18 protein-coding genes are annotated in these 22,742 nt (G+C 62.0%); 11 read left to right on the top strand and 7 right to left on the bottom strand.

Annotated elements, in window-relative coordinates:
- Positions 1-73: 73 nt before the first annotated feature.
- On the top strand, positions 74-841 hold the full coding sequence (locus QLG10_RS28075; RefSeq protein ID WP_110752049.1) for an SDR family oxidoreductase: 768 nt from the start codon (positions 74-76) through the stop codon (positions 839-841).
- A gap of 488 nt (positions 842-1,329) precedes the next feature.
- Here the strand turns inward: QLG10_RS28075 and QLG10_RS28080 are convergent, their stop codons facing one another.
- The 5 genes from QLG10_RS28080 to QLG10_RS28100 form a co-directional block, all read right to left on the bottom strand.
- Positions 1,330-1,581, bottom strand: a complete 252-nt coding sequence (locus tag QLG10_RS28080) for a DUF1652 domain-containing protein (RefSeq protein ID WP_110752047.1) — start codon at positions 1,579-1,581, stop codon at positions 1,330-1,332.
- A gap of 187 nt (positions 1,582-1,768) precedes the next feature.
- A complete protein-coding gene (locus QLG10_RS28085; protein WP_110752045.1) occupies positions 1,769-3,259 on the bottom strand; it encodes a helix-turn-helix transcriptional regulator in 1,491 nt (496 codons plus the stop codon).
- Between the two features lie 169 nt (positions 3,260-3,428).
- Complete coding sequence (locus QLG10_RS28090; protein WP_110752043.1) at positions 3,429-4,322, bottom strand: LysR family transcriptional regulator; 894 nt, start codon at positions 4,320-4,322, stop codon at positions 3,429-3,431.
- A 5-nt stretch (positions 4,323-4,327) separates the two neighbouring features.
- Positions 4,328-6,532 (bottom strand): molybdopterin cofactor-binding domain-containing protein, encoded by a 2,205-nt coding sequence (locus tag QLG10_RS28095; RefSeq protein ID WP_282488384.1) that lies wholly within the window; start codon positions 6,530-6,532, stop codon positions 4,328-4,330.
- Positions 6,532-6,996, bottom strand: coding sequence for a (2Fe-2S)-binding protein (locus QLG10_RS28100; RefSeq protein WP_020801001.1), 465 nt, complete (start codon positions 6,994-6,996; stop codon positions 6,532-6,534). Before QLG10_RS28100 ends, QLG10_RS28095 begins: the two co-directional genes overlap by 1 nt.
- Positions 6,997-7,114: 118 nt before the next feature.
- Here QLG10_RS28100 and QLG10_RS28105 point away from each other — a divergent pair, with 118 nt between their 5' ends.
- The 9 genes from QLG10_RS28105 to QLG10_RS28145 all read left to right on the top strand — a co-directional run bounded on the left by QLG10_RS28105 (position 7,115) and on the right by QLG10_RS28145 (position 17,706).
- Positions 7,115-8,005: a LysR substrate-binding domain-containing protein gene (locus QLG10_RS28105; protein WP_282488385.1), complete on the top strand. Its 891-nt coding sequence runs from the start codon at positions 7,115-7,117 to the stop codon at positions 8,003-8,005.
- A 311-nt stretch (positions 8,006-8,316) separates the two neighbouring features.
- Positions 8,317-9,246 (top strand): amidohydrolase family protein, encoded by a 930-nt coding sequence (locus QLG10_RS28110; RefSeq protein WP_110752037.1) that lies wholly within the window; start codon positions 8,317-8,319, stop codon positions 9,244-9,246.
- A 4-nt stretch (positions 9,247-9,250) separates the two neighbouring features.
- On the top strand, positions 9,251-10,156 hold the full coding sequence (locus QLG10_RS28115; protein ID WP_008059304.1) for an amidohydrolase family protein: 906 nt from the start codon (positions 9,251-9,253) through the stop codon (positions 10,154-10,156).
- 133 nt (positions 10,157-10,289) lie between these two features.
- The gene (locus QLG10_RS28120; RefSeq protein WP_282488386.1) at positions 10,290-11,675 is read left to right on the top strand and encodes a UbiD family decarboxylase; all 1,386 of its coding nucleotides are present in this window, start codon (positions 10,290-10,292) and stop codon (positions 11,673-11,675) included.
- Positions 11,672-12,301: a UbiX family flavin prenyltransferase gene (locus tag QLG10_RS28125; protein ID WP_110752034.1), complete on the top strand. Its 630-nt coding sequence runs from the start codon at positions 11,672-11,674 to the stop codon at positions 12,299-12,301. The genes QLG10_RS28120 and QLG10_RS28125 overlap by 4 nt, the downstream gene beginning before the upstream one ends.
- Before the next feature lie 71 nt (positions 12,302-12,372).
- A complete protein-coding gene (locus QLG10_RS28130) occupies positions 12,373-13,419 on the top strand; it encodes a GTP-binding protein (RefSeq protein WP_110752032.1) in 1,047 nt (348 codons plus the stop codon).
- A gap of 247 nt (positions 13,420-13,666) precedes the next feature.
- Positions 13,667-15,028, top strand: a complete 1,362-nt coding sequence (locus QLG10_RS28135) for a nucleobase:cation symporter-2 family protein (RefSeq protein WP_188263970.1) — start codon at positions 13,667-13,669, stop codon at positions 15,026-15,028.
- A gap of 12 nt (positions 15,029-15,040) precedes the next feature.
- The gene (locus tag QLG10_RS28140; RefSeq protein WP_282488387.1) at positions 15,041-16,429 is read left to right on the top strand and encodes an amidohydrolase family protein; all 1,389 of its coding nucleotides are present in this window, start codon (positions 15,041-15,043) and stop codon (positions 16,427-16,429) included.
- Between the two features lie 131 nt (positions 16,430-16,560).
- A complete protein-coding gene (locus tag QLG10_RS28145; protein ID WP_282488388.1) occupies positions 16,561-17,706 on the top strand; it encodes an XdhC/CoxI family protein in 1,146 nt (381 codons plus the stop codon).
- A 54-nt stretch (positions 17,707-17,760) separates the two neighbouring features.
- On the opposite strand, the gene QLG10_RS28150 is transcribed toward QLG10_RS28145, so the two are convergent.
- On the bottom strand, positions 17,761-19,044 hold the full coding sequence (locus QLG10_RS28150; RefSeq protein WP_110752024.1) for a Zn-dependent hydrolase: 1,284 nt from the start codon (positions 19,042-19,044) through the stop codon (positions 17,761-17,763).
- Between the two features lie 135 nt (positions 19,045-19,179).
- Positions 19,180-20,664, bottom strand: coding sequence for an NCS1 family nucleobase:cation symporter-1 (locus QLG10_RS28155; protein WP_110752022.1), 1,485 nt, complete (start codon positions 20,662-20,664; stop codon positions 19,180-19,182).
- A 549-nt stretch (positions 20,665-21,213) separates the two neighbouring features.
- Between QLG10_RS28155 and hydA the strand changes: the two genes are divergently transcribed.
- Complete coding sequence (gene hydA / locus QLG10_RS28160) at positions 21,214-22,653, top strand: dihydropyrimidinase (protein WP_110752020.1); 1,440 nt, start codon at positions 21,214-21,216, stop codon at positions 22,651-22,653.
- Positions 22,654-22,742: the final 89 nt, after the last annotated feature.

Here is a 22,742-nt window from a genome sequence, read left to right on the forward strand (position 1 = left end):
ACCTCAGGTACGCCTTCGCCGGCAAGCCGGGCTCCTACAGAAGGCGATTTCGGCTCCATAACAAGGAAAAATCATGTCCAAGACTCAGTTGTTCGACCTCGACGGCAAGATCGCATTCGTCTCCGGCGCCAGCCGCGGCATCGGTGAAGCCATCGCCAAACTGCTGGCCCAGCAAGGCGCCCACGTGATCGTCTCGAGCCGTAAACTCGAGGGCTGCCAGCACGTGGCGGACGCGATCATCGCCGCCGGGGGCAAAGCCACCGCCATTGCCTGCCACATCGGCGAGATGGAACAGATCAGCCAGGTCTTCGCCGACATCAAGGAGCAGTTCGGGCGCCTGGACATCCTGGTCAACAACGCCGCGACCAACCCGCAATTCTGCAATGTGCTGGACACCGACCTCAGCGCCTTCCAGAAGACCGTCGACGTCAATATCCGCGGTTACTTCTTCATGTCAGTGGAAGCCGGCAAGCTGATGCGCGAAAACGGCGGCGGCAGCATCATCAATGTCGCCTCGATCAACGGCGTCTCTCCCGGGATCTTCCAGGGTATCTACTCGGTGACCAAGGCAGCCGTGATCAACATGACCAAGGTGTTCGCCAAGGAATGCGCGCAGTTTGGCATCCGCTGCAACGCCCTGCTGCCGGGCTTGACAGATACCAAGTTTGCGTCGGCGCTGGTGAAGAACGAGGCGATCCTGAACACTGCGCTGCAGCAGATCCCGCTCAAGCGCGTGGCAGATCCAAGCGAGATGGCCGGTGCCGTGCTGTACCTGGCGAGCGACGCATCGAGCTACACCACGGGCGTTTCGCTGAACGTCGACGGTGGGTTCCTGTCCTGATCTGATGCATCCCCTGTAGGAGCGAGCATGCTCGCGATGGACCTGAGAACGACACGGGTTGTCAGGTTCCCAACGTTATCGTTAACGACCATCGCGAGCATGCTCGCTCCTACAGGAGGGATGTACGTTTTTACTGGGTGACGCACCGCGTCACGGTTGTTTCGCGTTTTACCTCCCCTTCCGCCCGCATATCGCCCATTACCTGGGTGCTATCCGAGGTCTGGCAGGTCGTTTCAGGCGGCGGTGGTGGTGCAGCAGGTGGAGGCGGCGGCGGACTGGAGCAGCCACCGATAATCACGGCACACAGTGCCACAGGAGCAAAAACGCGTTTCCCAAGACTTTTCATAGGCTGACCCGCGAAAAAGGATGTACACGTTTGTGTGACAACAGAACACCGCTGGAAAGTTCACGGCGCGGCTGCAGAAAAATCACTTTTGTACAGTTTTATCGCGTATTCACTCGTCCGGGCATCTCAAAGCTGGCAATTCCTACACTACCGGATCCGGGCGCTGCAGGCTGTTGCACTCCAGTTCATACCTCAATTCTTCGATAAGCGTCGCCACCGATTCGGGCGTCTGCAGCAGGGTTACGTTCAATCCGCTGACCACCAGATCGACTTGTCCCGACACCGGGTGGTAGAGCTTGATGGTCAAGGTATGATCGCCAGTGATACTGCATTCACAGGCCAATGGCGAAAAGGTCCGTTCAAGCTGCGTGCGCAGCTGCGCCACATAAATCATTGCGACAGCCCACCGCGGCCATCCAGTGCGTGGGTAATGCGTTCGTCGAGCATGGCTGTTCCTTTTACGACCAGGGGAGGATGAATGATCTGTAAACGTCATTCGCCCGCTCCTAGCCTAAGGCTTGCCACCTGCATGCCAGAACCTGAGTTTGCACCCCCTCGAGTAGTGCATTTGCACCTTACCCTCAAGGCTTTGGACGCCATGCACTGGAAAACAGTCCGCGTTCGCGCGCCCAGACAATCGCCTCGCTGCGGCTGTGCACGTCAAGCTTGGAATACACGGTCGCAACGTGGTTGCGCACGGTATTGGTTGCCAGTTTCAGGCGTGCCGCGATTTCCTTGTCCGCCAGGCCTGCACAGATCAGTTCCAGCACGTCGCGCTCCCGAGCTGTCAGGTCGGTAAAGGACACGCTGGGTAACTGCGGTGCGTTGACGTTCTTCACGTTGGCGAGTTTTTCGATCAGCGTGCGACTGAACCACGAGGCATCTTTCATCACCTCCTCAATGGCCGCCACCAATTCCAGCTCGGTGCGTTTGCGCTCGGTGATGTCCATCAACACCAACAGGTAGCAAGGACTACCCTGGATGTTCACGGTGTCGGCGGAAACGGCGCAATCGATCAGCTCGTTGTCTTTCCTGCGCACACGCACGTCAACGCGGTCCAGCCTTGCGGTTTTCTCCAGGGTGGTAAAGAACCGCGTGCGAGCCCCCTTATCATGGAAGATCTCGATCTCGGCGATGGTTTTGCCGGACACCTCGTCGCTGGAGTACGCAAGGGTATCGAGGAACGCGTCATTGACATCCATCACCACCTGGTCGCTGGCGCTGCACACCAAGGTTGGCACCGGCGTCAGGCGAAAGGCCTTGGCAAACCGCTCCTCGCTCTGGCGCAGGGCCACTTCGGCCTTGCGCCGGGGCTCCATGTCGACGAAGGAAAACAGCATGCAGGGTTCGTCATGCAGCTCGAGGGGCTGGCCGGCGACGATCACTTGCTTGTTACCGCCTGCGGGCAATTGCAATTCGGCCTGCATCTGGGGAATCGTGCTGCCGTCGCGTAAGCATTGTTTCGCCAGATCCCTGTTTTCAGCCTGTGCCAGCACATCCAGCTCGTAGGTCGACGTGCCGATCACCTGGTCACGGGCGTAACCGGTCATCTCGAGGAAACCCGGATTGACCTTGATATAACGCAAATCGCTGAGACGGCAAATCACCGCGGGCGCCGGGTTGGCGGCAAAGGTTTTTTCGAAACGCTGCTCGGCGCTCGCCCAGTCGGTGACATCGTCCATGATCAATACCAGCGATTCCGGCTCGCCTCGGTTGTCGGCCAGCACCAGGCTGCGCACGCGATGGACCCACATGGGCCCTTCATCCGCCGCTGGCGTCACCTCTACCAGTACATCGTTGAAGGTCTCGCCGCGTGCCACGCGGTTGATCGGGTAGCTGTGCGCCGGGACCGGATGGTTATTGCGATACCGCAACGCGAAGCGCTTGGCATATTCCTTGGCATTGGCCCCCAGATCGCCGATGCGCTCGACGCCGTGCATCGCCAGCGCGGCGTCATTGGCCCAGAGAATGCACTGATCGGGGTCCAGCAGAATAACCCCGTCGGTCAGCCCGGCGATGATCTGCTGCAACTGGCGGCGATTGGTTTCGGTGGTCAGGACGTCCTGGCTCATTGCGACTCCACAAGTTGGGTGACTCTGTGAAGTCTCCGACCGCCCGTTTTTCGGATAGTGCAAAGAACGTGTGGGAGCGGGCTTGCTCGTGAAGGCGGTGTGTCATTCAACAGATTCAGGGACTGATCCACCGCCTTCGCGAGCAAGCCCGCTCCCACAAGGTTGTGTGTCAAGACAACCGGTCTTGCAAGACCAGCTCACGCAGCGTATCGAGAAAGAGCTTGAGCACCGGTGAATCGTCGTCCGCTCGGTAGGTAGCGTACAACGGCACCTCCGGCAACGCCGGGGTCAGGCGCCGGAACACCAGGCCTGCCGGCGCCAGCTGTTCGATGGAGGCCGGCAACAAGGCCACGCCGAAACCAGCGCGGACCAGGCTGAGCAAGGTTTGCACCTCGATCACTTGCTGGCGGATTTGCGGCGTGAATCCGGCCTGGATACAGCACTGGTAGAGAAAATCGGCAAACCGCGATTGCTTGAGCTCCAGCGCCACGAACGGCTCGGGCGCCAGGTCCGCGGGTGCCAGAAGCTCTTTTGCGGCCAACGGGTGATCGACCGGCATGACCACCCGGATCGGCTCGTAGATCAGCAGTTCATTGCGCAACTGCGGATCGTCATAGCCGACCCGAAACACGCAGGCGTCGATGCGTTTTTCCTTGAGCGCCTTGACCTGCGCCGCCGGCGTCATCTCATGCAGGCGCCAGCTCACCTGCGGATAACGTTCGCGAAACAGGTGCAAGGCCCGAGGCAGCACACCGACCATTACCGAACTGATCATGCCGATTTCCAGCTCGCCCAACTGGCCGCGACCGGTTTGCCGTGTCAGGTCGAGCGCACGGTTGAGCTGTTCGAACACCAGCGGTGCCTGTTCCTTGAGCACCTGCCCAGCGGCGGTCAGCTCAACCCGGTGATGACTGCGCTCGAACAGCGGCGTCCCGAGTTCCTCCTCCAGCAGCCGAATCTGCTGGCTCAGCGGAGGCTGGCAAATGTGCAAGCGGGTGGCGGCCCGGCCGAAATGCAGCTCTTCGGCCAGCGCCATGAAGTAGCGCAACAGGCGCAAGTCCATGCCAACTACCCCAGGTTCAAGGGCGTCGAGCGCTGGCGCACGCCGGTCAGGCTGAACAGGGCATTGGCGATGGCCGGGGCCACCGATGGGCTGCCCAGCTCGCCTACACCACCGGGCTTGCCCGGATCACCTTCGACCAGCAGGATGTCCAGCGCCGGCATGTCCGACATGCGCGCTACCCGGTAATCGTGGAAGTTGCTCTGCACCACCCTGCCCTGCCTGATGTCCAGGCGATCGAACAAGGCGTGCCCCAGGCCCCACATCAGGCCGCCGTAGATCTGTTCTTCGACGCCGCCGGGCGAAACGGCCAGACCGCAATCGACAACGCAGGTGAGCTTCTCGACCTTGACCGCGCCATCCTGTTTCGACACCCGTGCAACCACTGCGATAAAACTGCTGTAGCCCTGGTTGGTGGCGATCCCCAATGCCGTCCCTTCAGGCAGGGGCTGGCCCCAACCGGCGCGCTCGGCAGCGCTTTTGAGCACCGCAACGTGCCGTGGCCGATCCTGCATGTTGGCCAGGCGCATGGCCAACGGGTCTTGCCCTGCGCCATGGGCCAGCTCATCCATGAAGCTCTCCACGGCGAACACGTTGGGGATGAAGCTCACCGAGCGATACCAGCCGCTGGGCACCCGGGTTTCGTGCCTGACCCAGGTAAGGTCGAGGTTTGCCGGGCGATAGGCAAAATCCCACGCGGTGATGGCCTCGGTAGTGCTGTAGTCCATTTTATCGGGACGTTCGAAGTAGCCCGGTTCCCACTGCTCTGGCGAGGCGGGTGACACGGCCTCCAGCTGCAACGCCGTCAAGTGTCCCTGGGCGTCCAGCGCCCCCTTGGCCCGATGGAGCGTGGCCGGGTGCATGAACAACGAACGCATTTCGTCTTCACGGCTGTTCATCAGTTTTACCGGCACCCTGGTTTGCTGCGCCAGGTACGCCACTTCGAACAACCAGTACTTGGCTTCCCGCGCACCGAAGCTGCCGCCGGACACCAACTCATGGAGGGTGACCTTGTCCTGGGCGATCTGGCACACCGTTTGCGCCGCCTCCAGGGCCGAGGAAGGCACCTGCACGCCGCCCCACCAGGTGATGGCGTTGTCCTTGACCTGTGCAGTGATACAAATCGGCTCGAGCGGATTCTGCACCTTGTAGGGCATGCGGTACTCGGCTTCGAGCAGTTTCGCGGCGTTCGGCCATTGTCCGCTCACGTCCCCGGCAGCCATTGCACGGACCCGTTGTGCGCCCTTGTCTGCCAGCGCAGCTGCCTGGGCCTTGTGCAGTTCATCGCTGTCGAAACCGGCCAGCGGCGAGTCGCTCCATTGCACCTCGAGCAACGCGCGGCCCTGATGCGCGGCCCAGTAATGGTCCGCCAACACCGCCACGCCCTCGACGTTACCGCCGAGCACGTCGGGACGGCCCGGCACCTTGATCACCTTGCGCACCCCCGGCACCTGCAGCGCCGCCGTGCTGTCCACCGATACAACACTCGCCCCGACCACGGGCGCGCGCTCAATCACCGCCACCAACATGCCCGGCAGCTCCACGTCGATACTGTATTTGAAGCGCCCGCAGACCTTGGACTGGGCGTCGCGCTTGTGCCGCAGCTTGCCGATGTACTTGAACTGCGCCGGGTCCTTGAGCGTGACCTTGGCCGGTGCCGGCAGATGCGCGGCAACCACGGCCAGCTCACCGTAACCAAGGCTGCGCTGGCTCGCCGGATGCACGACGCGCCCCTCCTCTGTGGTACAGGTGTCGGCGCTGACTTTCCACTGCCTGGCGGCGGCGGTGAGCAGCAGCGTGCGCGCCGTCGCCCCGGCCATGCGCAGGCGCTCGTACTCCAGCGACACGCTGGTACTGCCGCCGGTGGAGAAGACCTTCCAGATCGGATGAATGTAGGTTTCGAAGAACGGATTTTCCGGCGAGATCACCTGCACAGTCATCGGGTTGACGTCCAGCTCCTCGGCCACGCACGCGGCCAGCGCGGTGTGCGTGCCAGTGCCGGAATCGTGCTTGTGCACCACCAGTTTCACCGTGCCGTCGGGCAGGATGCGCACCCAGGCATTGGGTTCGAAGTCACTGGCCGGTGCCGGGGCCATGGGGTCTGTCGCAGACAAGCCGCAGGGCAGGTAAAACGCGATGGCCAGGCCGCTGGCAGCGGTCGCGGTTTGCTTGAGAAACGTACGTCGCGAGAGATCCATCCGTGAAATCGACATCACGCCTCCTTCGGCGCGTTGGCTGCGCGCTTGATCGCTTTGTTGATCCGCCCGTAGGTGCCGCAGCGGCACAGGTTGCCGGACATGGCATTGCGGATCGAGTCGTCGCTCACTTCTGCACCGCTGCTGAGCAACGCGGCGGCGGACATGATCTGACCGGATTGACAGTAACCGCATTGCGGCACATCTTCGGCAACCCAGGCCAGTTGCAGCGGATGCTGCCCAGTGGGCGACAGGCCTTCGATGGTGGTGATCCGATGCCCCGCCACGGCGGCCACCGGCAATTGGCAGGACCGCACCGCGACACCGTCCAGATGCACAGTGCAGGCGCCGCACAGGCCCATGCCGCAACCGAACTTGGTGCCGGTGAGTTTCAAATGGTCACGCAGCACCCATAACAAGGGCATGGAGGGGGACGTCTCTACCAGCTCGCGTCGTTCGCCGTTTACCGTGAATTCGATCATTGTCAGGCTCCAAGAGAGCGGCCCGTCTTTGTGCAGGCCTGGTGCTCGATTATTGGAAGCCTGGTGAAAATCGGGCCAGCGACGATTTCTGCCATCCTGTGTAAGTAGGACTAACAGCATGTACAAGCGATACCCGTCGGTGCAGTCCATGAGTGCCTTTATCCAGGCCGCCCGCAGCGGCAGTTTCTCCAGCGCCGCGCGCAAACTGGACCTGACCCACAGCGCCATCAGCCAGCAGATCCGCTCCCTGGAAGACTTCATCGGTCAGCCGCTGTTCGTACGCGAAGGGGGTGGCAGCAACCTGACCGACGCCGGGCAGTTGTTTGCCAGCGTGCTGTCCGACGGCCTGGCGCAAATCGACCGGGCGCTGTCTTCGGTGAAAAACCGCAGTGTGGCGCAGAGGCTGACGATCGACGTAGACAGCGAACTGGCCCAGAGCTGGCTCAATCCGCGCTTGCCACAGCTGTTGGACCTGTTGCCCGAGCATGAGGTGGTATTGTTGTCGATGCCGCGCTCGGACCGCAGCACATTTGAACGCGTGGACCTGGCCCTGCGCTACGGTTATGGCGATTGGGACGACTGCGAGATGACGCAGATTTGCGGGGATCGGGTGATGGCGGTGGCGTCGCCCCGACTACTTGAGCGGCACGGTTTGCAGTTACCGCTGAGCCCGCCACAGATCCTCGTACTGCCGTTGCTGGGCTATACGCGACGCTCTTGGATTCCTTGGCTGGACGCGGCGGGCATGCCTCCCGTCGAGCCTGCGGCAAGGGTGGTGTTCGATAACGCGGCCAATCTGATCGCGGCGGCCGAGGCCGGGGTCGGCGCAGGATTGGTGCGCGGACTGCTGGCGGCGGATGCGTTGCGCAGCGGGCGTCTGGTGATGTTGAACGAGGCGCAGATTGCGGCGCATTACAACCTGTATGCGGTGTGGCCGCCGGGCCAGGCCGAGCGAGTGGCGCCGATGGTTGAGGCGGTCAAGCAGTTGGCTTTGCGTACACAACACTGACGCCTTCGCGAGCAAGCCCGCTCCCACAGGAGTATGTATTTCAAATGTGGGAGCGGGCTTGCTCGCGAAGAGGTCAGTACATCCACCACTTATTCCCCCATATCGAACGCATATCAACCCCTCGCCCAATTAATATTGTACGAACCCTACCCCCCCTTCCAATACTCCTCCCCAAGCAGCCAGCGTTCCGAGCCGGATGCGACCAGGCGAGGGAATGCGCGAGTCTTTGCGCATAGAAATGGCCGATTGCCCGGACGTGGCTGCTAGCGAACCGCAAGGTTCCTTTCCCCGCTATCAGGAGATCGACTTCAATGATCATCGATATCAGTTGCTATCCCACCGATCTGGTGGACCTCGCCTGGAGGCATGACGGTGACCCGTTCACCGGCGAGCGTCTGCTGCAGATGATGGATGGCCCGTACATGGTCAACGGCAAACCTCGCCGCATCGACAAAGCCTTCATCCAGCCCCCGCAGGGCAACACCATCTACACCTGGACCGACGGTGAACTCAGCGGGCGCGAATCCATCGACGCCTACATGGCCTACACGCTGAAAATGGTCCAGACCTACCCGGATCGCTTCATCGGTTGCTTCGTCTACAACCCGCGCTGCGGCGTGGAGAACGGCGTCGAGGCCATCGAGCGCTACGTCAAGGAACACGGCTTCAAGATGGTCCAGATGCAGGCCAACATGCACGCCTACCGTCCCGACCGCGCCCTGGACTGGGTGCGCCCGGCCTTCGAGAAGTGTGCCGAGCTGGGCATCCCGGTCAAGCTGCACACCGGCGACGGGCCGTACAGCATCCCGTCGGAATGGGTGCCGATGATCAAGGAGTTTCCCAACGTCGATTTCATCATGGCTCACTTCGGCGTGCAGACCGGTGGCGTCTACGTGTTCGAACCGATGCAATGGGCGATGGAGTTGCCCAACGTCTACTGCGAATCGGGTTGGTGCCTGCAATCGCGGATCGTCGAGTTTGCCAAGGTCTTGCCCACCCACAAGATTCTCTTCGGTACCGATACGCCGCCGAACGAACCGGGCATGTGGCTGCGCCTGCTGGAAGTGCTGTGCCACGAACCGCCGCAAGGCCTGAACCTCGACGAAGACACCCTCGAAGCGTACCTGGGCAACAACACCGCACGGATGATCGGCCTCGAACCGACACCGCCGCCGCGCTCCGTTTCCGAAGCAGAGGCGCAACTCAAGCGTCCCGTCACCACGCAACTGGCCAGGAGCTGAACCGATGATCATCGATACCCATCTGCATCCCACCAACCTGGTCGACGAGGCCTGGCGCCACACCGGCGAACCCTTCACCGGCGAGCGCATGCTCAAGCTGATGGACGGCCCGTACATGATCAACGGCAAGCCGCGCCGCATCGACATGGGTTTCATCCAGCCACCGCCGGGCAACACCGGCTACCGCGACGGCAACCGACGTGGCCGTGAGGGTGTGCGGGACTACATGTCCTACGTCGCCGAACTGTGCGTGAAATACCCCGACCGTTTCATCGGCAATTTCAACTTCAACCCGCGCTGGGGGCCGGAAAACGGTGCGGCGGAGCTGGAATTCCACATCAAGGAATACGGCTTCAAGATGCTCAAGCTGCACGCCAACATGCACGGTTATCGCCCGGACCGGGCGCTGGACTGGCTGCGTCCGGCAATGAAGGTGTGTGCCAAGTACAACATCGTGGTGCTGATCCACACCGGTGACGGCCCGTACACCATTCCAACCATGTTCTACCCGATCATCCGTGAGTTCCCGATGGTCAATTTCATCATTGGCCACTTCGGTATCCAGACCGGCGGCAACTACTCGTTCGAAGCGTTCTGGATGGCCATGGACACGCCGAACGTGTACTGCGAATCGGGCTGGTGCTTCCAGTCGCGGATTGTCGAGTTCGCCAAGGACCTGCCACGCAACAAGATCGTGTTCGGCACCGACTCGCCGCCGAACGAGCCGGGCATGTGGCTGCGCGAGCTTGAGGTGCTGTGCTCGCCCGCACCACAAGGCCTGGGCATCGACGAGGACCACCTTGAGGATTACCTGGGCAACAACATCGCCCGGTTGTGCGGCATCGAACCGACGCCGCCACCCAAGGACCTGGCCGAGGCGGACATTCGCCTGACCACGACGTATCTGTAACGCTGCCTCCCCTGTAGGAGCCGGCTTGCTGGCGATAGCGGTTTATCAGTCAACATCGTCGTTGAATGACCCGGCGCTATCGCCAGCAAGCCGGCTCCTACGGGGGACCGTAACGATTTTCCGAGGTGAAACCATGACCCTCTCGACGCTCGGCGATACCCAGGATTTTCATGTTTTTCTAGACGCCTATCGCCGGCAATACCCGGACGATGTGCTCACCGTCCAGCATTCCCTTTCAGCCGATCAGGACGTCACCGCCCTGGTCGATGCCCTGGCCAACCAGGGCCGCGATCCGCTGTTGATTTGCGAAAAAGTCGGCAATTTCGGCGTGCCAGTGGCCACCAACCTGTTTGCCTCCCGCACCCGTATCGCACGACTGTTCGGCGTTGCCCCGGCGCAACTGCACGAGACGTTCCAGCAACGCGCCAACAACCCCATCGCCCCGCGCTACGTGGAAAGCGGCCCGGTGCTGGACGAGATCTACGAAGGCGAAGCCGTGGACCTGGCGCTGTTGCCGATGCTCAAGCATTTCGCCAGTGATCGCGGTCCCTACATCACCAACGCGATCATCATTGCCGAGGACCCGGTCAGCGGCATCGCCAATATGAGCTACCACCGCTCGATGTGCCACGCCCGGCAGACCCTCGCCACCAGCCTGCACTCACGGGGCCATCTGTGGCGCATGCTGCAAACCGCCCGCGAGCGTGGCGAAGAATTGCGCGTGGCCATGGTGGTCGGCGCGCACCCTTTGTTCATGCTCGCGGCGGCCGCACGCTTGCCGTTCGGCAGCGATGAGCGCGCCGTGGCGGGCGGATTGTTCGGCGCGCCGCTGGAGCTGGTGAAGACCCCGCGCTACGGGATCGGCGTCCCGGCCAGCGCAGAATTTGTCCTCGAAGGTGCGATCGATCCCACGGCCTATGCCGAAGAAGGTCCGTTCGGTGAGTTCAGCGGTTACTCCTCGGATCGCTCGACCAACAATGTACTGCGGGTCGATACCCTGATGCGGCGCAAGGACGCCTGGCTGGTGGACGTGGTCGGCGGCCGCTACGCCGAACACCTGACCCTGGCGCGACTGCCCCGGGAAGCGGAGATGAGCGAAAAGCTCAAGGCGCGCTTCCCCGCCGTCACCGCGGTGCACTACCCGAATTCGGGCACCCATTTTCATTGCTACGTCGCGCTGGAGCAAAGCCGCGACGGCGAAGCGCGACAGATCATGCTGGCCCTGCTCGGCTGGGACCCGTACCTGAAGACCGTGATCGCGGTGGACAGCGACATCGATATCAGCGACGACAGTCAAGTGCTGTGGGCGCTGGCCACGCACTTCCAGCCGCACCAGGACATCTTCGTCATCGATGGCTTGCCTGGCAGCCCGCTGGACCCGTCATCGTCCGTCAACGGCACTACCTCGCGCATGGGCCTGGACGCTACCCGCGGCTCAGGCTTCGACGGGATCAAGGCGCAACTTGAACGGGATACGGTCGACCGCGCCCGCCAACTGCTCGCAGGCCTGCAATCATGAACCGCCAGCGCATGGTGGTCGGCATCAGCGGTGCGTCGGGTTTTATCTACGGCGTACGCCTGCTGCAATTGCTCGCCGAGCTGGACGTTGAAAGCCACCTGGTCATCAGCCGCGCCGCGCTGCTGACCATGGCCCACGAAACCGATTACAAACTGGCCGACGTCACGGCGCTGGCCAGCCATTACCACCGCGCCGATGACGTAGCGGCCGGCATCGCCAGCGGTTCGTTCCGCTGCCTGGGCATGGTGGTCGCGCCCTGTTCCATGCGCACCCTGGCGCAAATCGCCACCGGCACCTCTTCAGGGCTGATCGGGCGGGCCGCCGACGTCACGCTCAAGGAACGCCGCACGCTGGTGCTGATGGCCCGGGAAACCCCGCTGACCCTCGCCCACCTGCGCAACATGACAGCGGTCACCGAGATGGGCGGCATCATCGCCCCACCTGTTCCGGCCTTCTACGCCCGCCCGCAAGACCTGGCGCAAATGGTCGACCACAGCCTCGGCCGCGTCCTCGACCTGTTCGGCCTCGACGCCGGCACCGCAATGCGCTGGCGAGAACCCACAAACCCCTGTAGGAGCGAGCCTGCTCGCGAAAGCGGTGAATCAGCCGCCAACTTCGCTGATTGACACGCCGCATTCGCGAGCAGGCTCGCTCCCACAGTTGAAAGCACTCCAATCAGTTATTCAAGGAGCCTCACATGAACACCCCCTTCAACGCCCCAAGCCCCAACACCAAAATCCCGGTGACCATCCTCACCGGCTTCCTCGGCGCCGGCAAAACCACCCTGCTCAACTACATCCTCAAGGAGAACCACGGCCGCAAGATCGCCGTGATCGAGAATGAGTTCGGTGAGGTCGGCATCGACGGCGACCTGGTGCTCAGTTCCGAAACCGAAGAAATCTACGAGATGGTCAACGGCTGCGTATGCTGCACCGCCGAGGTTCGCGAAGACCTGGTGCGCATCGTCCGTGAACTGGTAGCGCGCCCGGTGCGCCTCGATCACATCCTGATCGAGACCAGTGGCCTGGCCGACCCCTACCCGGTGGCCCAGAGCTTTTTCATCAATGACCCGATCGCCGATGAAGTGGAACTCGACGCCATTGTCACGATGGTCGATGCCAGGCACATCGCCCAGCACCTGGAAGACCTGCAACTCGACGGCGTGGACAACCAGGCCGTGGACCAGATCGTCTGTGCCGACCGCATCGTGATCAACAAGGTCGATCTGGTCAGTGAGGATGAAGTGGCGTCCCTGAGCGGCAAGATTCGGAACCTGAATGCTACGGCGGACCTGATGACCTCCAGCTACGCGGAAATCGACCTGTCGAAAATCCTTGGCATCGGTGCCTTCGAGTCCACGCAGAAACTCATGGAAATCGGTGCCGAGCACGATCACCACGCCGATGACCATCACTACGAACATGATGATCTCGACCATGACCATGATCCGAGCGTGTCGTCGGTGGGCATCACCGTGGACGGGGCGGTCAACCTGGGCGACTTCCATCGTTGGATCACACAGTTGCGCAACGAGCAGGCCGACAACCTGTATCGCATGAAGGGCGTGCTGGCGGTAGCCGATCAGGACCAGCGCTACGTGCTGCAAGGGGTGCACAGCCTCGTCGAGTTCCGTGCCTCCACCGCATGGGGCGCCGAACCGCGCTCCAGCAAGATTGTGTTCATCGGCCGCGACCTGGACCGCGCGGCCCTGAACCAGGGCTTTGCCGCCTGCCTGGCAGGCTGAAAAAAGGCATCGGAGCCGGTGGATGGCGGTTCCGGGCACATGAATGACTGATGCCCATTTTTCAGAACGACCCAAACCCTGTAGGAGCTGGCTTGCCAGCGATGACGGCTTAACAGTCACCCTCTTTGTCGACTGACAATCCGCTATCGCTGGCAAGCCAGCTCCTACAAGGAATTAGGTGCCGTTGAACGGGCATCAGAACGAATACCCCTCTGTACCGAATAACAACAGCTAGAGGTGATTCCCCATGTCGTCAGCCAATACCCCCGCAACACCCACCATCCACCCCGTCGACCGGGTTCTGCCGGTGCGGCAAATGCTCACTCTCGGCCTGCAACACATGGCCGTCTCGTACATCGGCGCCATTGCCGTGCCGTTGATTGTCGCCAGCGCCCTGAAAATGTCCCAGGCCGACACGGTGGTGCTGATCAGCACCACGCTGTTCTGCTCGGGCATCGCCACCCTGCTGCAAACCGTCGGTTTCTGGAAATTCGGCGTGCGCCTGCCAATTCTCCAGGGCGTGGCGTTCAGCAGCGTCGGGCCGGTAATCGCCATCGGCACCAACCCGGATGTCGGGTTCGCCGGGGTCTGCGGAGCGGTGATCGGCGCGGGGATTTTCACCATGCTGATCGCACCGTTCGTAGGTCGATTACGGCGCTTTTTTCCACCGGTGGTCACCGGTTGCATCGTCACCGTAATCGGCCTGCAGCTGTTTCCGATCGCCTATGAATGGGTCGGCGGCGGGCGGCATGCCACCGACTTCGGGGCGCCGACGTACCTGGCCGTCGCAGCGGTGGTGTTGCTCAGCATCCTGCTGGTCAACCGGTACGGCAGCCCGATGCTACGCAACATGGCGGTGCTGGTGGGCATGCTGGTGGGCGCGGCGCTGGCTTACGGGCTGGGCATGGGCAGTTTTCACAGCGTGCAGGAGTCGCCGTGGCTCACCGTGCCCTACCCGTTCTACTTCGGCCTGCCGACCTTCAGCCTGATCCCCATCGCCACCATGGTGGTGGTGATGATCGTGCAGATGGTCGAATCGATGGGGCTGTTCGTGGCCATCGGCGACATCGTCGACAAACCAGTGGAGGAGAAACAGGTGATCAACGGCCTGCGCGCCAATGGGCTGGCGAGCACCATCGCCGGAATGTTCGCGGCGTTTCCGTTCATTGCCTTCATGGAGAACGTCGGGCTGGTGATCCTCACCGGTGTGCGCAGTCGCTGGGTGGTCGCCATCAGCGGCCTGCTCATGTGCTCGGTGGCGCTGGTGCCCAAGGCCGGGGCGATCATCGCCTCGATGCCGACTGCGGCGCTCGGCGGTGCCGGGATCGCCATGTTCGGCGTGGTCGCGGCGGCAGGGATCCAGACCCTGGCCAAGGTCGATTACGAGCGTAATCGCTACAACGTGCTGATCGTCGGCTTCACCCTCGCCGCCGCCCTCGTGCCGGTGCTGGCCCCGGCCCTGTTCAAGCAATTGCCCGAGTGGTCGCAGCCGTTCCTGCACAGCAGCGTGGTGATCGCCTGCCTGGTGTCGGTGTTGCTCAACGCCACCCTCAACGGCGTCAGCGTGCCTGATGCCGCCGCCAGCAAATCCGCCACCCACAGCCTCTGACTGGAGCCGACCATGACTCAACTGCAAAACATCCTGATCAAGAACCCACAGGCAGTGATGACCGGCCTGCGTGGCCCGCGCGCCCGGGCCGGCGCCGTGGACATCCGCGTCGTCAACGGGCGCATCGCCGAAATGGCCGCAGGCCTTCAAGTGCAACCCGGCGAACGGCTGATCGATGCGCGCCACGCGGTGGTGTATCCGGGCTGGATCAACACCCACCATCACCTGTTCCAGAACTTGCTCAAGGCCGTCCCTGAAGGACTGAACCAGGACCTGCAAGGCTGGCTGGCCAGCGTGCCTTACCCGCGTCTGAATCGCTTCACGCCGCAACTGGCGCGGATCGCCGCACAACTGGGCATGGCCGAACTGCTGCTGTCGGGCGTGACGACCTGCGCCGATCACCATTACCTCTACCATGCCAACGGCACCACCGAGACCGGTGACCTGCTGTTCGATATGGCCGATCAGTTCGGCCTGCGTTTCGTTTTGTGCCGGGGCGGCGCGCTGGAGTCGGCCAGCGCCCACCCGGGGTTCTCGAAAACCGCGCTGCAACCGGAAACCCTCGACCAGATGGTCGGTGACATCGAACGACTGAAATCCCGCTATCACCAGGACACCCCGGACGCCATGCGCCGGGTCGTGGTCGCGCCGACCACCCCGACTTTTTCGTTGCCGCCGACACTGCTGCGCGAACTGGCCCACACCGCCCGCGGCCTCGGTTTGCGCCTGCACACGCACCTGTCTGAAACACAGAATTACGTGAATTTCTGCCGTGAGAAATACAACTGTCTGCCGGTGGAGTTCGTCGCCGAACACGAATGGCTAGGCCCGGACGTGTGGTTCGCCCATGCGGTGCACATGCAGCCCGGTGAAATCCGCATGCTCGCGCAAACCGGCACCGGCATCTCCCATTGCCCGGTGAGCAATGCACGCCTGGGTAGCGGCGTCGCGCCGGTGCCGCAGATGTTCGAGGCCGGGGTGCCGATCTCCCTTGGGGTGGATGGCGTGGCCTCCAACGAATCCGGCAGCATGGTCGGCGAAGCGAACACCGCGTGGCTGATTCACCGGGCGCAGCAAGGCGCCTCGGCCACCACCGCCGAAGACGTCATTCACTGGGGCACGGCCGGGGGTGCGCAGGTGCTGGGGCTGGGGGCGGTTGGCACCCTGGAAATCGGCCAGGCGGCGGACCTGGTGCTCTACGGTCTCGACCATCCGCGGTTCTTCGGTTTCCACGACATTGCGGTCGCGCCGGTGGTGGCGGGTGAGCCGATCGCAGTGAAGTACAGCCTGGTCGGCGGTCGGGTGGTGGTCGATAACGGCGTGATTGCGGGGCTGGATGTGCAGCGGATGCGGGCCGAGGCGTGGGATGGGGTGCGGCAGTTGATGAACATCGACGACTGATCCACCACCCCGCATTCCTGTAGGAGCTGCCGCAGGCTGCGATCTTTTGATCTAGATCTTAAAGCAAAGTCAAAAGATCGCAGCCTGCGGCAGCTCCTACAGGGTCTCCTTCGTATTCAGGAACTGATTCCATGTCCGGCCTCAATGATCTTCTACAAGCCATCGACACCGCCGCCCACCAGGGGGAAGAAACCATCCTCGCCACCGTGGTCAAGGTGGAAGGCTCGGCCTACCGCCGTCCCGGTGCGCGGATGCTCATCCCCATACACGGCCGCACCGTCGGCACCGTCAGCGGCGGCTGCCTGGAGCAGGACCTGGCGAAAAAAGCCTGGTGGCTCACAGACTCCGGTGAACCGGTGGTGCGCCGCTACAGCACGGGCGCCACCGAGGACGAGGACGACGAGCAAAGCGCCCTGACCTTTGGCCTGGGTTGCAACGGCACGGTATTCGTCATGCTCGAACGCCTTCGGGCAAAGTCGCCTGCGCCAGCCATCGATCTGCTGCGACGGGTGCGCGACAGTCAACTACCGGCCGCCATGGCCACCGTGATTGCCAGCTCTCGCGATGCATCTGCACGGGTGGGTGACCGTTTGCTGTCGGATACCGAGGGCAGCCTGCGCAACCTGCAACTGAACAGTGCCATGCGCCGTGGTCTGCACAAGACCCTGATGCAGAAGAAGTCTTCTATACGCCTCTACAGCAACGCCCGTGGTGAAGTCGAAGTATTTTTCGAGTACATCGCCCCGCCACCCCGCCTGGTGATTATCGGCGCCGGCCACGACGCACAGCCGCTGGTGCGCATGGCCAAGTTGCTGGACTGGCACGTCAGTGTGATCGACAGCCGCAGCCACTTCGCCCGCGCCGAACGGTTCCCGCAAGCCGACGCCGTTATCCTCGCCAGCCTCGACAACCCGTTCGACCTGGCCCCGCTGATCGATGGCGCCGCCGTCGCGGTAATGACCCACAGCTACCGCCAGGACCGCCATTGGCTCGAGCTGGCGCTGCAAGCCGCGCCCGCCTACATCGGCCAACTCGGTCCCAAAGAACGTACCGAACGCCTGCTGGCGCAAATCGGCACCAGCACGTCTGCACTGCACTACCCGATGGGCCTCGACCTGGGTGGCGATGCGCCGCAAAGCGTGGCGCTGGCAATACTCGCCGAAATGACGGCGGTGATGAACCAACGCCAAGGCGGGATGCTCAGGCATCGGGGCAAACCGATTCATCATGCGGATCTTGTGGTCAGTGAAAAGCTCGAAAATACGGCAACCGTTTGAAGATCAAACAATCGCAGCCTGCAGGAACTGCCGCAGGCTGCGATCTATTGCATCTCAGGCAGCCGGAGCCCCCTTTGCCACCGCCGCCGACGCCGCCAGCATCGCCCGCAACAGCACCGCACACCCGGCCGCCAGGTCATCCGGCGCGGCATTTTCGATTTCGTTGTGGCTGATACCTCCTTCGCATGGCACGAATATCATCCCGGCCGGCCCGAGTTCGGCAAGGAAGATCGCGTCGTGCCCGGCGCCGCTGACGATGTCCATGTGCGACAGACCCAGCCCTTGGGCCGCGCCGCGCACCGCTTCGACGCAGCCCTTGTCGAAGTACAACGGTGGGAAGTCGGCGGTGGGTATCAGCTCATAGGTCAGGCCGTGTTCGTCACAAGTGGTTTCTATGACTTCACGCACTTCGGCGATCATCGAGTCCAGTCGCGACGGCTCCAGGTGACGGAAGTCCAGGGTCATGCGCACCTCGCCCGGGATGACGTTGCGCGAGCCGGGGTAGGCTTGCAGGCAACCGACGGTGCCACAGGCATGGGGCTGGTGACCGAGGGCTGCGCGGTTGACCGCACCGACAATCACTGCCGCGCCGACCAGGGCGTCCTTGCGCAGGTGCATCGGCGTTGGGCCGGCGTGGGCCTCAACGCCACGCAGTTTCAGGTCGAACCATTTCTGTCCGAGGGCGCCCATGACCACGCCGATGGTTTTGCGTTCGTCTTCGAGAATCGGACCTTGTTCGATGTGGGCCTCGAAATAGGCGCCCACCGCGTGGCCGCTGACCCTGCGAGTTCCCGCGTAGCCAATGGCATTAAGCGCTTCGCCTACCGTCACGCCCTCGGCATCGACCTTGGCCAGGGTTTCTTCCAGGGTGAACTTCTCGGCGAATACGCCGGAGCCCATCATGCACGGCGCAAAGCGCGAGCCTTCTTCGTTGGTCCACACCACCACTTCCAGCGGCGCTTCGGTTTCGATGCCCAGGTCATTGAGGGTACGCAGCACTTCCACGCCGGCGAGCACGCCGAAACAGCCATCGAACTTGCCCCCCGTGGGCTGGGTGTCGATGTGACTGCCGGTCATCACCGGTGGCAGGTCCGGGTTGCGCCCCGGGCGACGGGCGAAAATATTGCCGACGGCGTCGATACTGACGGTGCAACCGGCGTCCTCGCACCACCTCACGAACGTATCGCGGGCCTGGCGGTCGAGGTCGGTCAGGGCCAGGCGACAGACGCCGCCCTTGACCGTGGCGCCGAGCTTGGCCAGCTCCATGAGCGACTGCCACAGACGGTCGCGGTTGATGTGCTGATGGGTGGACTGCAGAACGTCTACGGCTGCGTTCATGGGGATCTCCTGAGGCTGTATGGATCTGATAGTTCCCACGCTCCGCGTGGGAATTCATCCATGGACGCTCTGCGTCCAGGCTTGGGACGCAGAGCGTCCCGGGCTGCATTCCCACGCAGAGCGCGGGAACGATCATTACAGGGTTGACTTGGCAACCACGGGGCTCGGGCGCATCGCGCATAGCCCGTAATAAATCACCCCACCCAGGGCCGAGCCGGTAAACCAGCCATAGCTGTAGAACCAGCTGAACACGTCACTGCCCAAGGACAGCAGCGTCAACACCACCGGTACCCCGAAGGCAAGAAAACCGTTCCAGTTCCATGCCGGATACACGTCGTCGCGGTACAGCCCGGCCAAATCCAGCTGCTGTTTCTTGATCAGGAAATAGTCCACCACCATGATCCCGGCAATCGGCCCCAGCAGGCTGGAATAGCCGAGCAACCAGTTGGAATAGACCGTTTCCAGGCTGAGGTCGGAAACGATCAGGCCGAGCTTTTTCAGCAGTTCATGGGCCATCAGCGCCAGCCCGACCAGCCCGGTGAGCATGACCGCCTTGGTCCGGTTGATCGCCTTGGGGGCGATGTTCTGGAAATCGTTGGTGGGCGAAACGATGTTGGCTGCGGTGTTGGTCGACAGCGTGGCGATGATGATCAGCGCCATGGCCAGCGCCACCCACACCGGGCTTTGGATATGGCCGATCAGGGTCACCGGGTCGGACACCGTCACACCCACCAGCTTCACCGAGGCGGCGGTCATCACCACGCCCAGGGAAGCAAACAGGAACATGGTCAGTGGCAGGCCAATGATCTGCCCGACAATCTGGTCTTTCTGGCTTTTCGCGTAGCGGCTGAAGTCGGGTATGTTCAGCGACAGCGTGGCCCAGAAGCCGACCATCGCGGTCAGCCCCGCCGCAAAGTAACTGGCCACGCCCGCGCCTTCGGGTCGCTTGGCCGGGATCGCCAGCAGCTCGGACATCGATACATTGGGCATGGCCCACACCAACAACCCCACCCCCACCAGCACCAACAGCGGTGCCGAGAGGGTTTCCAGCCATTTGATCGACTCGGCGCCGCGAATCACCACCCACAGGTTCAGCGCCCAGAACACCATGAAGCCGATGACCTCGCCAGTGCCGCCAAGGGATTTCCAGCCCTCGAACACCGAACCGAGGAACAGATGGATTGCCAGGCCGCCGAACATCGTCTGGATGCCGAACCAGCCACACGCCACCAAGGCGCGGATCAGACACGGGATGTTGGAGCCGAAGATGCCGAAGGACGAACGCAGCAACACCGGAAACGGGATGCCGTACTTGGTGCCGGGAAACGCGTTGAGCGTCAGCGGGATCAATACGATGATGTTGGCGAACAGAATCGCCAGCAGCGCTTCACCGACGCTCAGGCCGAAGTACGCCGTCAGCACTCCGCCCAGGGTATAGGTCGGCACGCATATCGCCATGCCCACCCACAATGCCGTGATGTGCCATTTGTTCCAGGTTCGTTCGTGCACCTTGGTCGGTGCGATGTCGTGGTTGTATCGGGGACTGTCGAGGACATCGCTACCGGCTTCCAGCTCGAACAAGCCGTCGCGCTCGTTCACTTGCGATCTGATCTGTTGCATGGCCGCTCCACTGATCTTTGAATTATTTCTGCTCATCAGGGGCTGGCGGCTTCAATAAACGTGCCGGTTGCCCCGCTTGCGCATCGGGCAGTTCCATAAACACTCTGTAAACAACTGATGTTTATCAGTTTTACTGGATCAACCAGGTAACCCTCGGCGACTTGTCACGCCACTGGGAACGATCTGCGCCAAGTTGTCCGAACAGTCAGGACTCAATCTGGTGCATCGATATTTTTCTCACAGTCGCGCATCAACCATAGACCATCCTCAAACGGCTGATTTCACATAAGAAATCTTGACCATATTTAGATCCTGTCAAGTGCGTCAAAATGGTGAGCGGCCTCACCATTTTGGTGAAAATAGGATGTTTACTTTACTTATCAAATAGTTAAAACAGTCATAAGCTTATAAAAAATATTCTTGCTCATTCCCATAACTCAGACTAGCTTTTAATCCTGACAGCGCTGACAGGAATAATCCGGTTAACGCTGGCGTCATATAAAACATCTAGAACCGGCATCAGTCGGTCATGCCTGCGAGGAACTCGGAATGTCTCTGTTGATCCGTGGCGCTACCGTTATTACCCATGATGAAAGTTATCGCGCCGACGTGTATTGCGCAGACGGCGTGATCAAGGCCATCGGCGAAGACCTCGACGTTCCAGCAGGTGCCGAGATACTCGACGGCAGCGGTCAGTACCTGATGCCCGGCGGCATCGACCCCCACACCCACATGCAACTGCCCTTCATGGGCACCGTGGCCAGCGAAGACTTTTTCAGTGGCACGGCGGCGGGCCTGGCCGGTGGCACCACGTCGATCATCGACTTCGTGATTCCCAATCCGCAGCAGTCATTGATGGAGGCCTTCCATCAGTGGCGTGGCTGGGCCGAGAAGTCGGCGTCCGACTACGGCTTCCACGTCGCCATCACCTGGTGGAGCGAACAGGTCCGCGAAGAAATGGCCGAGCTGGTGATTCATCACGGGGTCAACAGTTTCAAGCATTTCATGGCCTACAAGAACGCGATCATGGCGGCAGACGACACCCTGGTGGCGAGTTTTGAGCGCTGCCTGGAACTGGGCGCGGTGCCGACCGTACACGCGGAAAACGGTGAGCTCGTGTATCACCTGCAACGCAAACTCATGGCCCAGGGCATGACGGGGCCGGAGGCGCATCCACTGTCGCGCCCGTCGCAGGTGGAAGGCGAAGCCGCCAGCCGCGCCATCCGCATTGCCGAAACCCTCGGCACGCCGTTGTACCTGGTGCATGTATCGACGAAAGAGGCGCTGGACGAAATCACCTATGCCCGCGCCAAGGGTCAACCGGTCTACGGCGAAGTGCTGGCCGGGCACCTGCTGCTGGACGACAGCGTCTACCAGCATCCGGACTGGCAGACCGCCGCCGGCTACGTGATGAGCCCGCCGTTTCGCCCGCGCGGTCATCAAGAGGCCCTTTGGCACGGTTTGCAGGCAGGTAACCTGCACACCACCGCCACCGATCACTGTTGCTTCTGCGCTGAGCAAAAAGCCGCCGGCAAAGACGACTTCAGCAAGATCCCCAACGGCACCGCCGGCATCGAAGACCGCATGGCGGTGTTGTGGGATGAAGGCGTGAACACCGGGCGTTTCTCGATGCAGCAATTCGTGGCGCTGACCTCTACCAACACCGCGAAAATCTTCAACCTCTACCCCCGCAAAGGCGCAATCCGTGTCGGTGCCGATGCCGATCTGGTGCTGTGGGATCCGCAAGGTACGCGGACAATTTCCGCCAAGACCCATCACCAGCAGGTCGACTTCAATATTTTCGAAGGCAAGACCGTTCGCGGTGTACCGAGCCACACCATCAGCCAGGGGCGCGTGGTCTGGGCCGATGGCGATCTGCGGGCCGAGCGCGGTGCCGGGCGCTACATCGAACGGCCGGCTTACCCGGCGGTGTTCGATTTGCTGAGCAAGCGGGCCGAGTTGAACCAGCCGGTGGCGGTCAAACGCTGAAATCAAGGCCTTCGATCGCTCCCACATCTGGAATGCGAACCCTGTAGGAGCTGCCGCAGGCTGCGATCTTTTGATTTTGCTTCCAAGAT

The sequence above is a fragment of the Pseudomonas sp. V98_8 genome (assembly GCF_029967975.1).
GTDB lineage: Bacteria > Pseudomonadota > Gammaproteobacteria > Pseudomonadales > Pseudomonadaceae > Aquipseudomonas > Aquipseudomonas umsongensis.

Excerpts from the sequence above, each read along its gene's own strand:
- QLG10_RS28075 (WP_110752049.1), top strand. The coding sequence starts at position 74 with ATGTCCAAGACTCAGTTGTTCGACCTCGACGGCAAGATCGCATTCGTC.
- QLG10_RS28110 (WP_110752037.1), top strand. The coding sequence starts at position 8,317 with ATGATCATCGATATCAGTTGCTATCCCACCGATCTGGTGGACCTCGCC.
- QLG10_RS28155 (WP_110752022.1), bottom strand. The coding sequence starts at position 20,664 with ATGCAACAGATCAGATCGCAAGTGAACGAGCGCGACGGCTTGTTCGAG.
- QLG10_RS28145 (WP_282488388.1), top strand. The coding sequence starts at position 16,561 with ATGTCCGGCCTCAATGATCTTCTACAAGCCATCGACACCGCCGCCCAC.
- QLG10_RS28135 (WP_188263970.1), top strand. The coding sequence starts at position 13,667 with ATGTCGTCAGCCAATACCCCCGCAACACCCACCATCCACCCCGTCGAC.
- QLG10_RS28100 (WP_020801001.1), bottom strand. The coding sequence starts at position 6,996 with ATGATCGAATTCACGGTAAACGGCGAACGACGCGAGCTGGTAGAGACG.
- QLG10_RS28130 (WP_110752032.1), top strand. The coding sequence starts at position 12,373 with ATGAACACCCCCTTCAACGCCCCAAGCCCCAACACCAAAATCCCGGTG.
- QLG10_RS28115 (WP_008059304.1), top strand. The coding sequence starts at position 9,251 with ATGATCATCGATACCCATCTGCATCCCACCAACCTGGTCGACGAGGCC.
- QLG10_RS28120 (WP_282488386.1), top strand. The coding sequence starts at position 10,290 with ATGACCCTCTCGACGCTCGGCGATACCCAGGATTTTCATGTTTTTCTA.
- QLG10_RS28105 (WP_282488385.1), top strand. The coding sequence starts at position 7,115 with ATGTACAAGCGATACCCGTCGGTGCAGTCCATGAGTGCCTTTATCCAG.
- QLG10_RS28140 (WP_282488387.1), top strand. The coding sequence starts at position 15,041 with ATGACTCAACTGCAAAACATCCTGATCAAGAACCCACAGGCAGTGATG.
- QLG10_RS28080 (WP_110752047.1), bottom strand. The coding sequence starts at position 1,581 with ATGATTTATGTGGCGCAGCTGCGCACGCAGCTTGAACGGACCTTTTCG.
- QLG10_RS28095 (WP_282488384.1), bottom strand. The coding sequence starts at position 6,532 with ATGTCGATTTCACGGATGGATCTCTCGCGACGTACGTTTCTCAAGCAA.
- QLG10_RS28125 (WP_110752034.1), top strand. The coding sequence starts at position 11,672 with ATGAACCGCCAGCGCATGGTGGTCGGCATCAGCGGTGCGTCGGGTTTT.
- QLG10_RS28150 (WP_110752024.1), bottom strand. The coding sequence starts at position 19,044 with ATGAACGCAGCCGTAGACGTTCTGCAGTCCACCCATCAGCACATCAAC.
- QLG10_RS28085 (WP_110752045.1), bottom strand. The coding sequence starts at position 3,259 with ATGAGCCAGGACGTCCTGACCACCGAAACCAATCGCCGCCAGTTGCAG.
- hydA (WP_110752020.1), top strand. The coding sequence starts at position 21,214 with ATGTCTCTGTTGATCCGTGGCGCTACCGTTATTACCCATGATGAAAGT.
- QLG10_RS28090 (WP_110752043.1), bottom strand. The coding sequence starts at position 4,322 with ATGGACTTGCGCCTGTTGCGCTACTTCATGGCGCTGGCCGAAGAGCTG.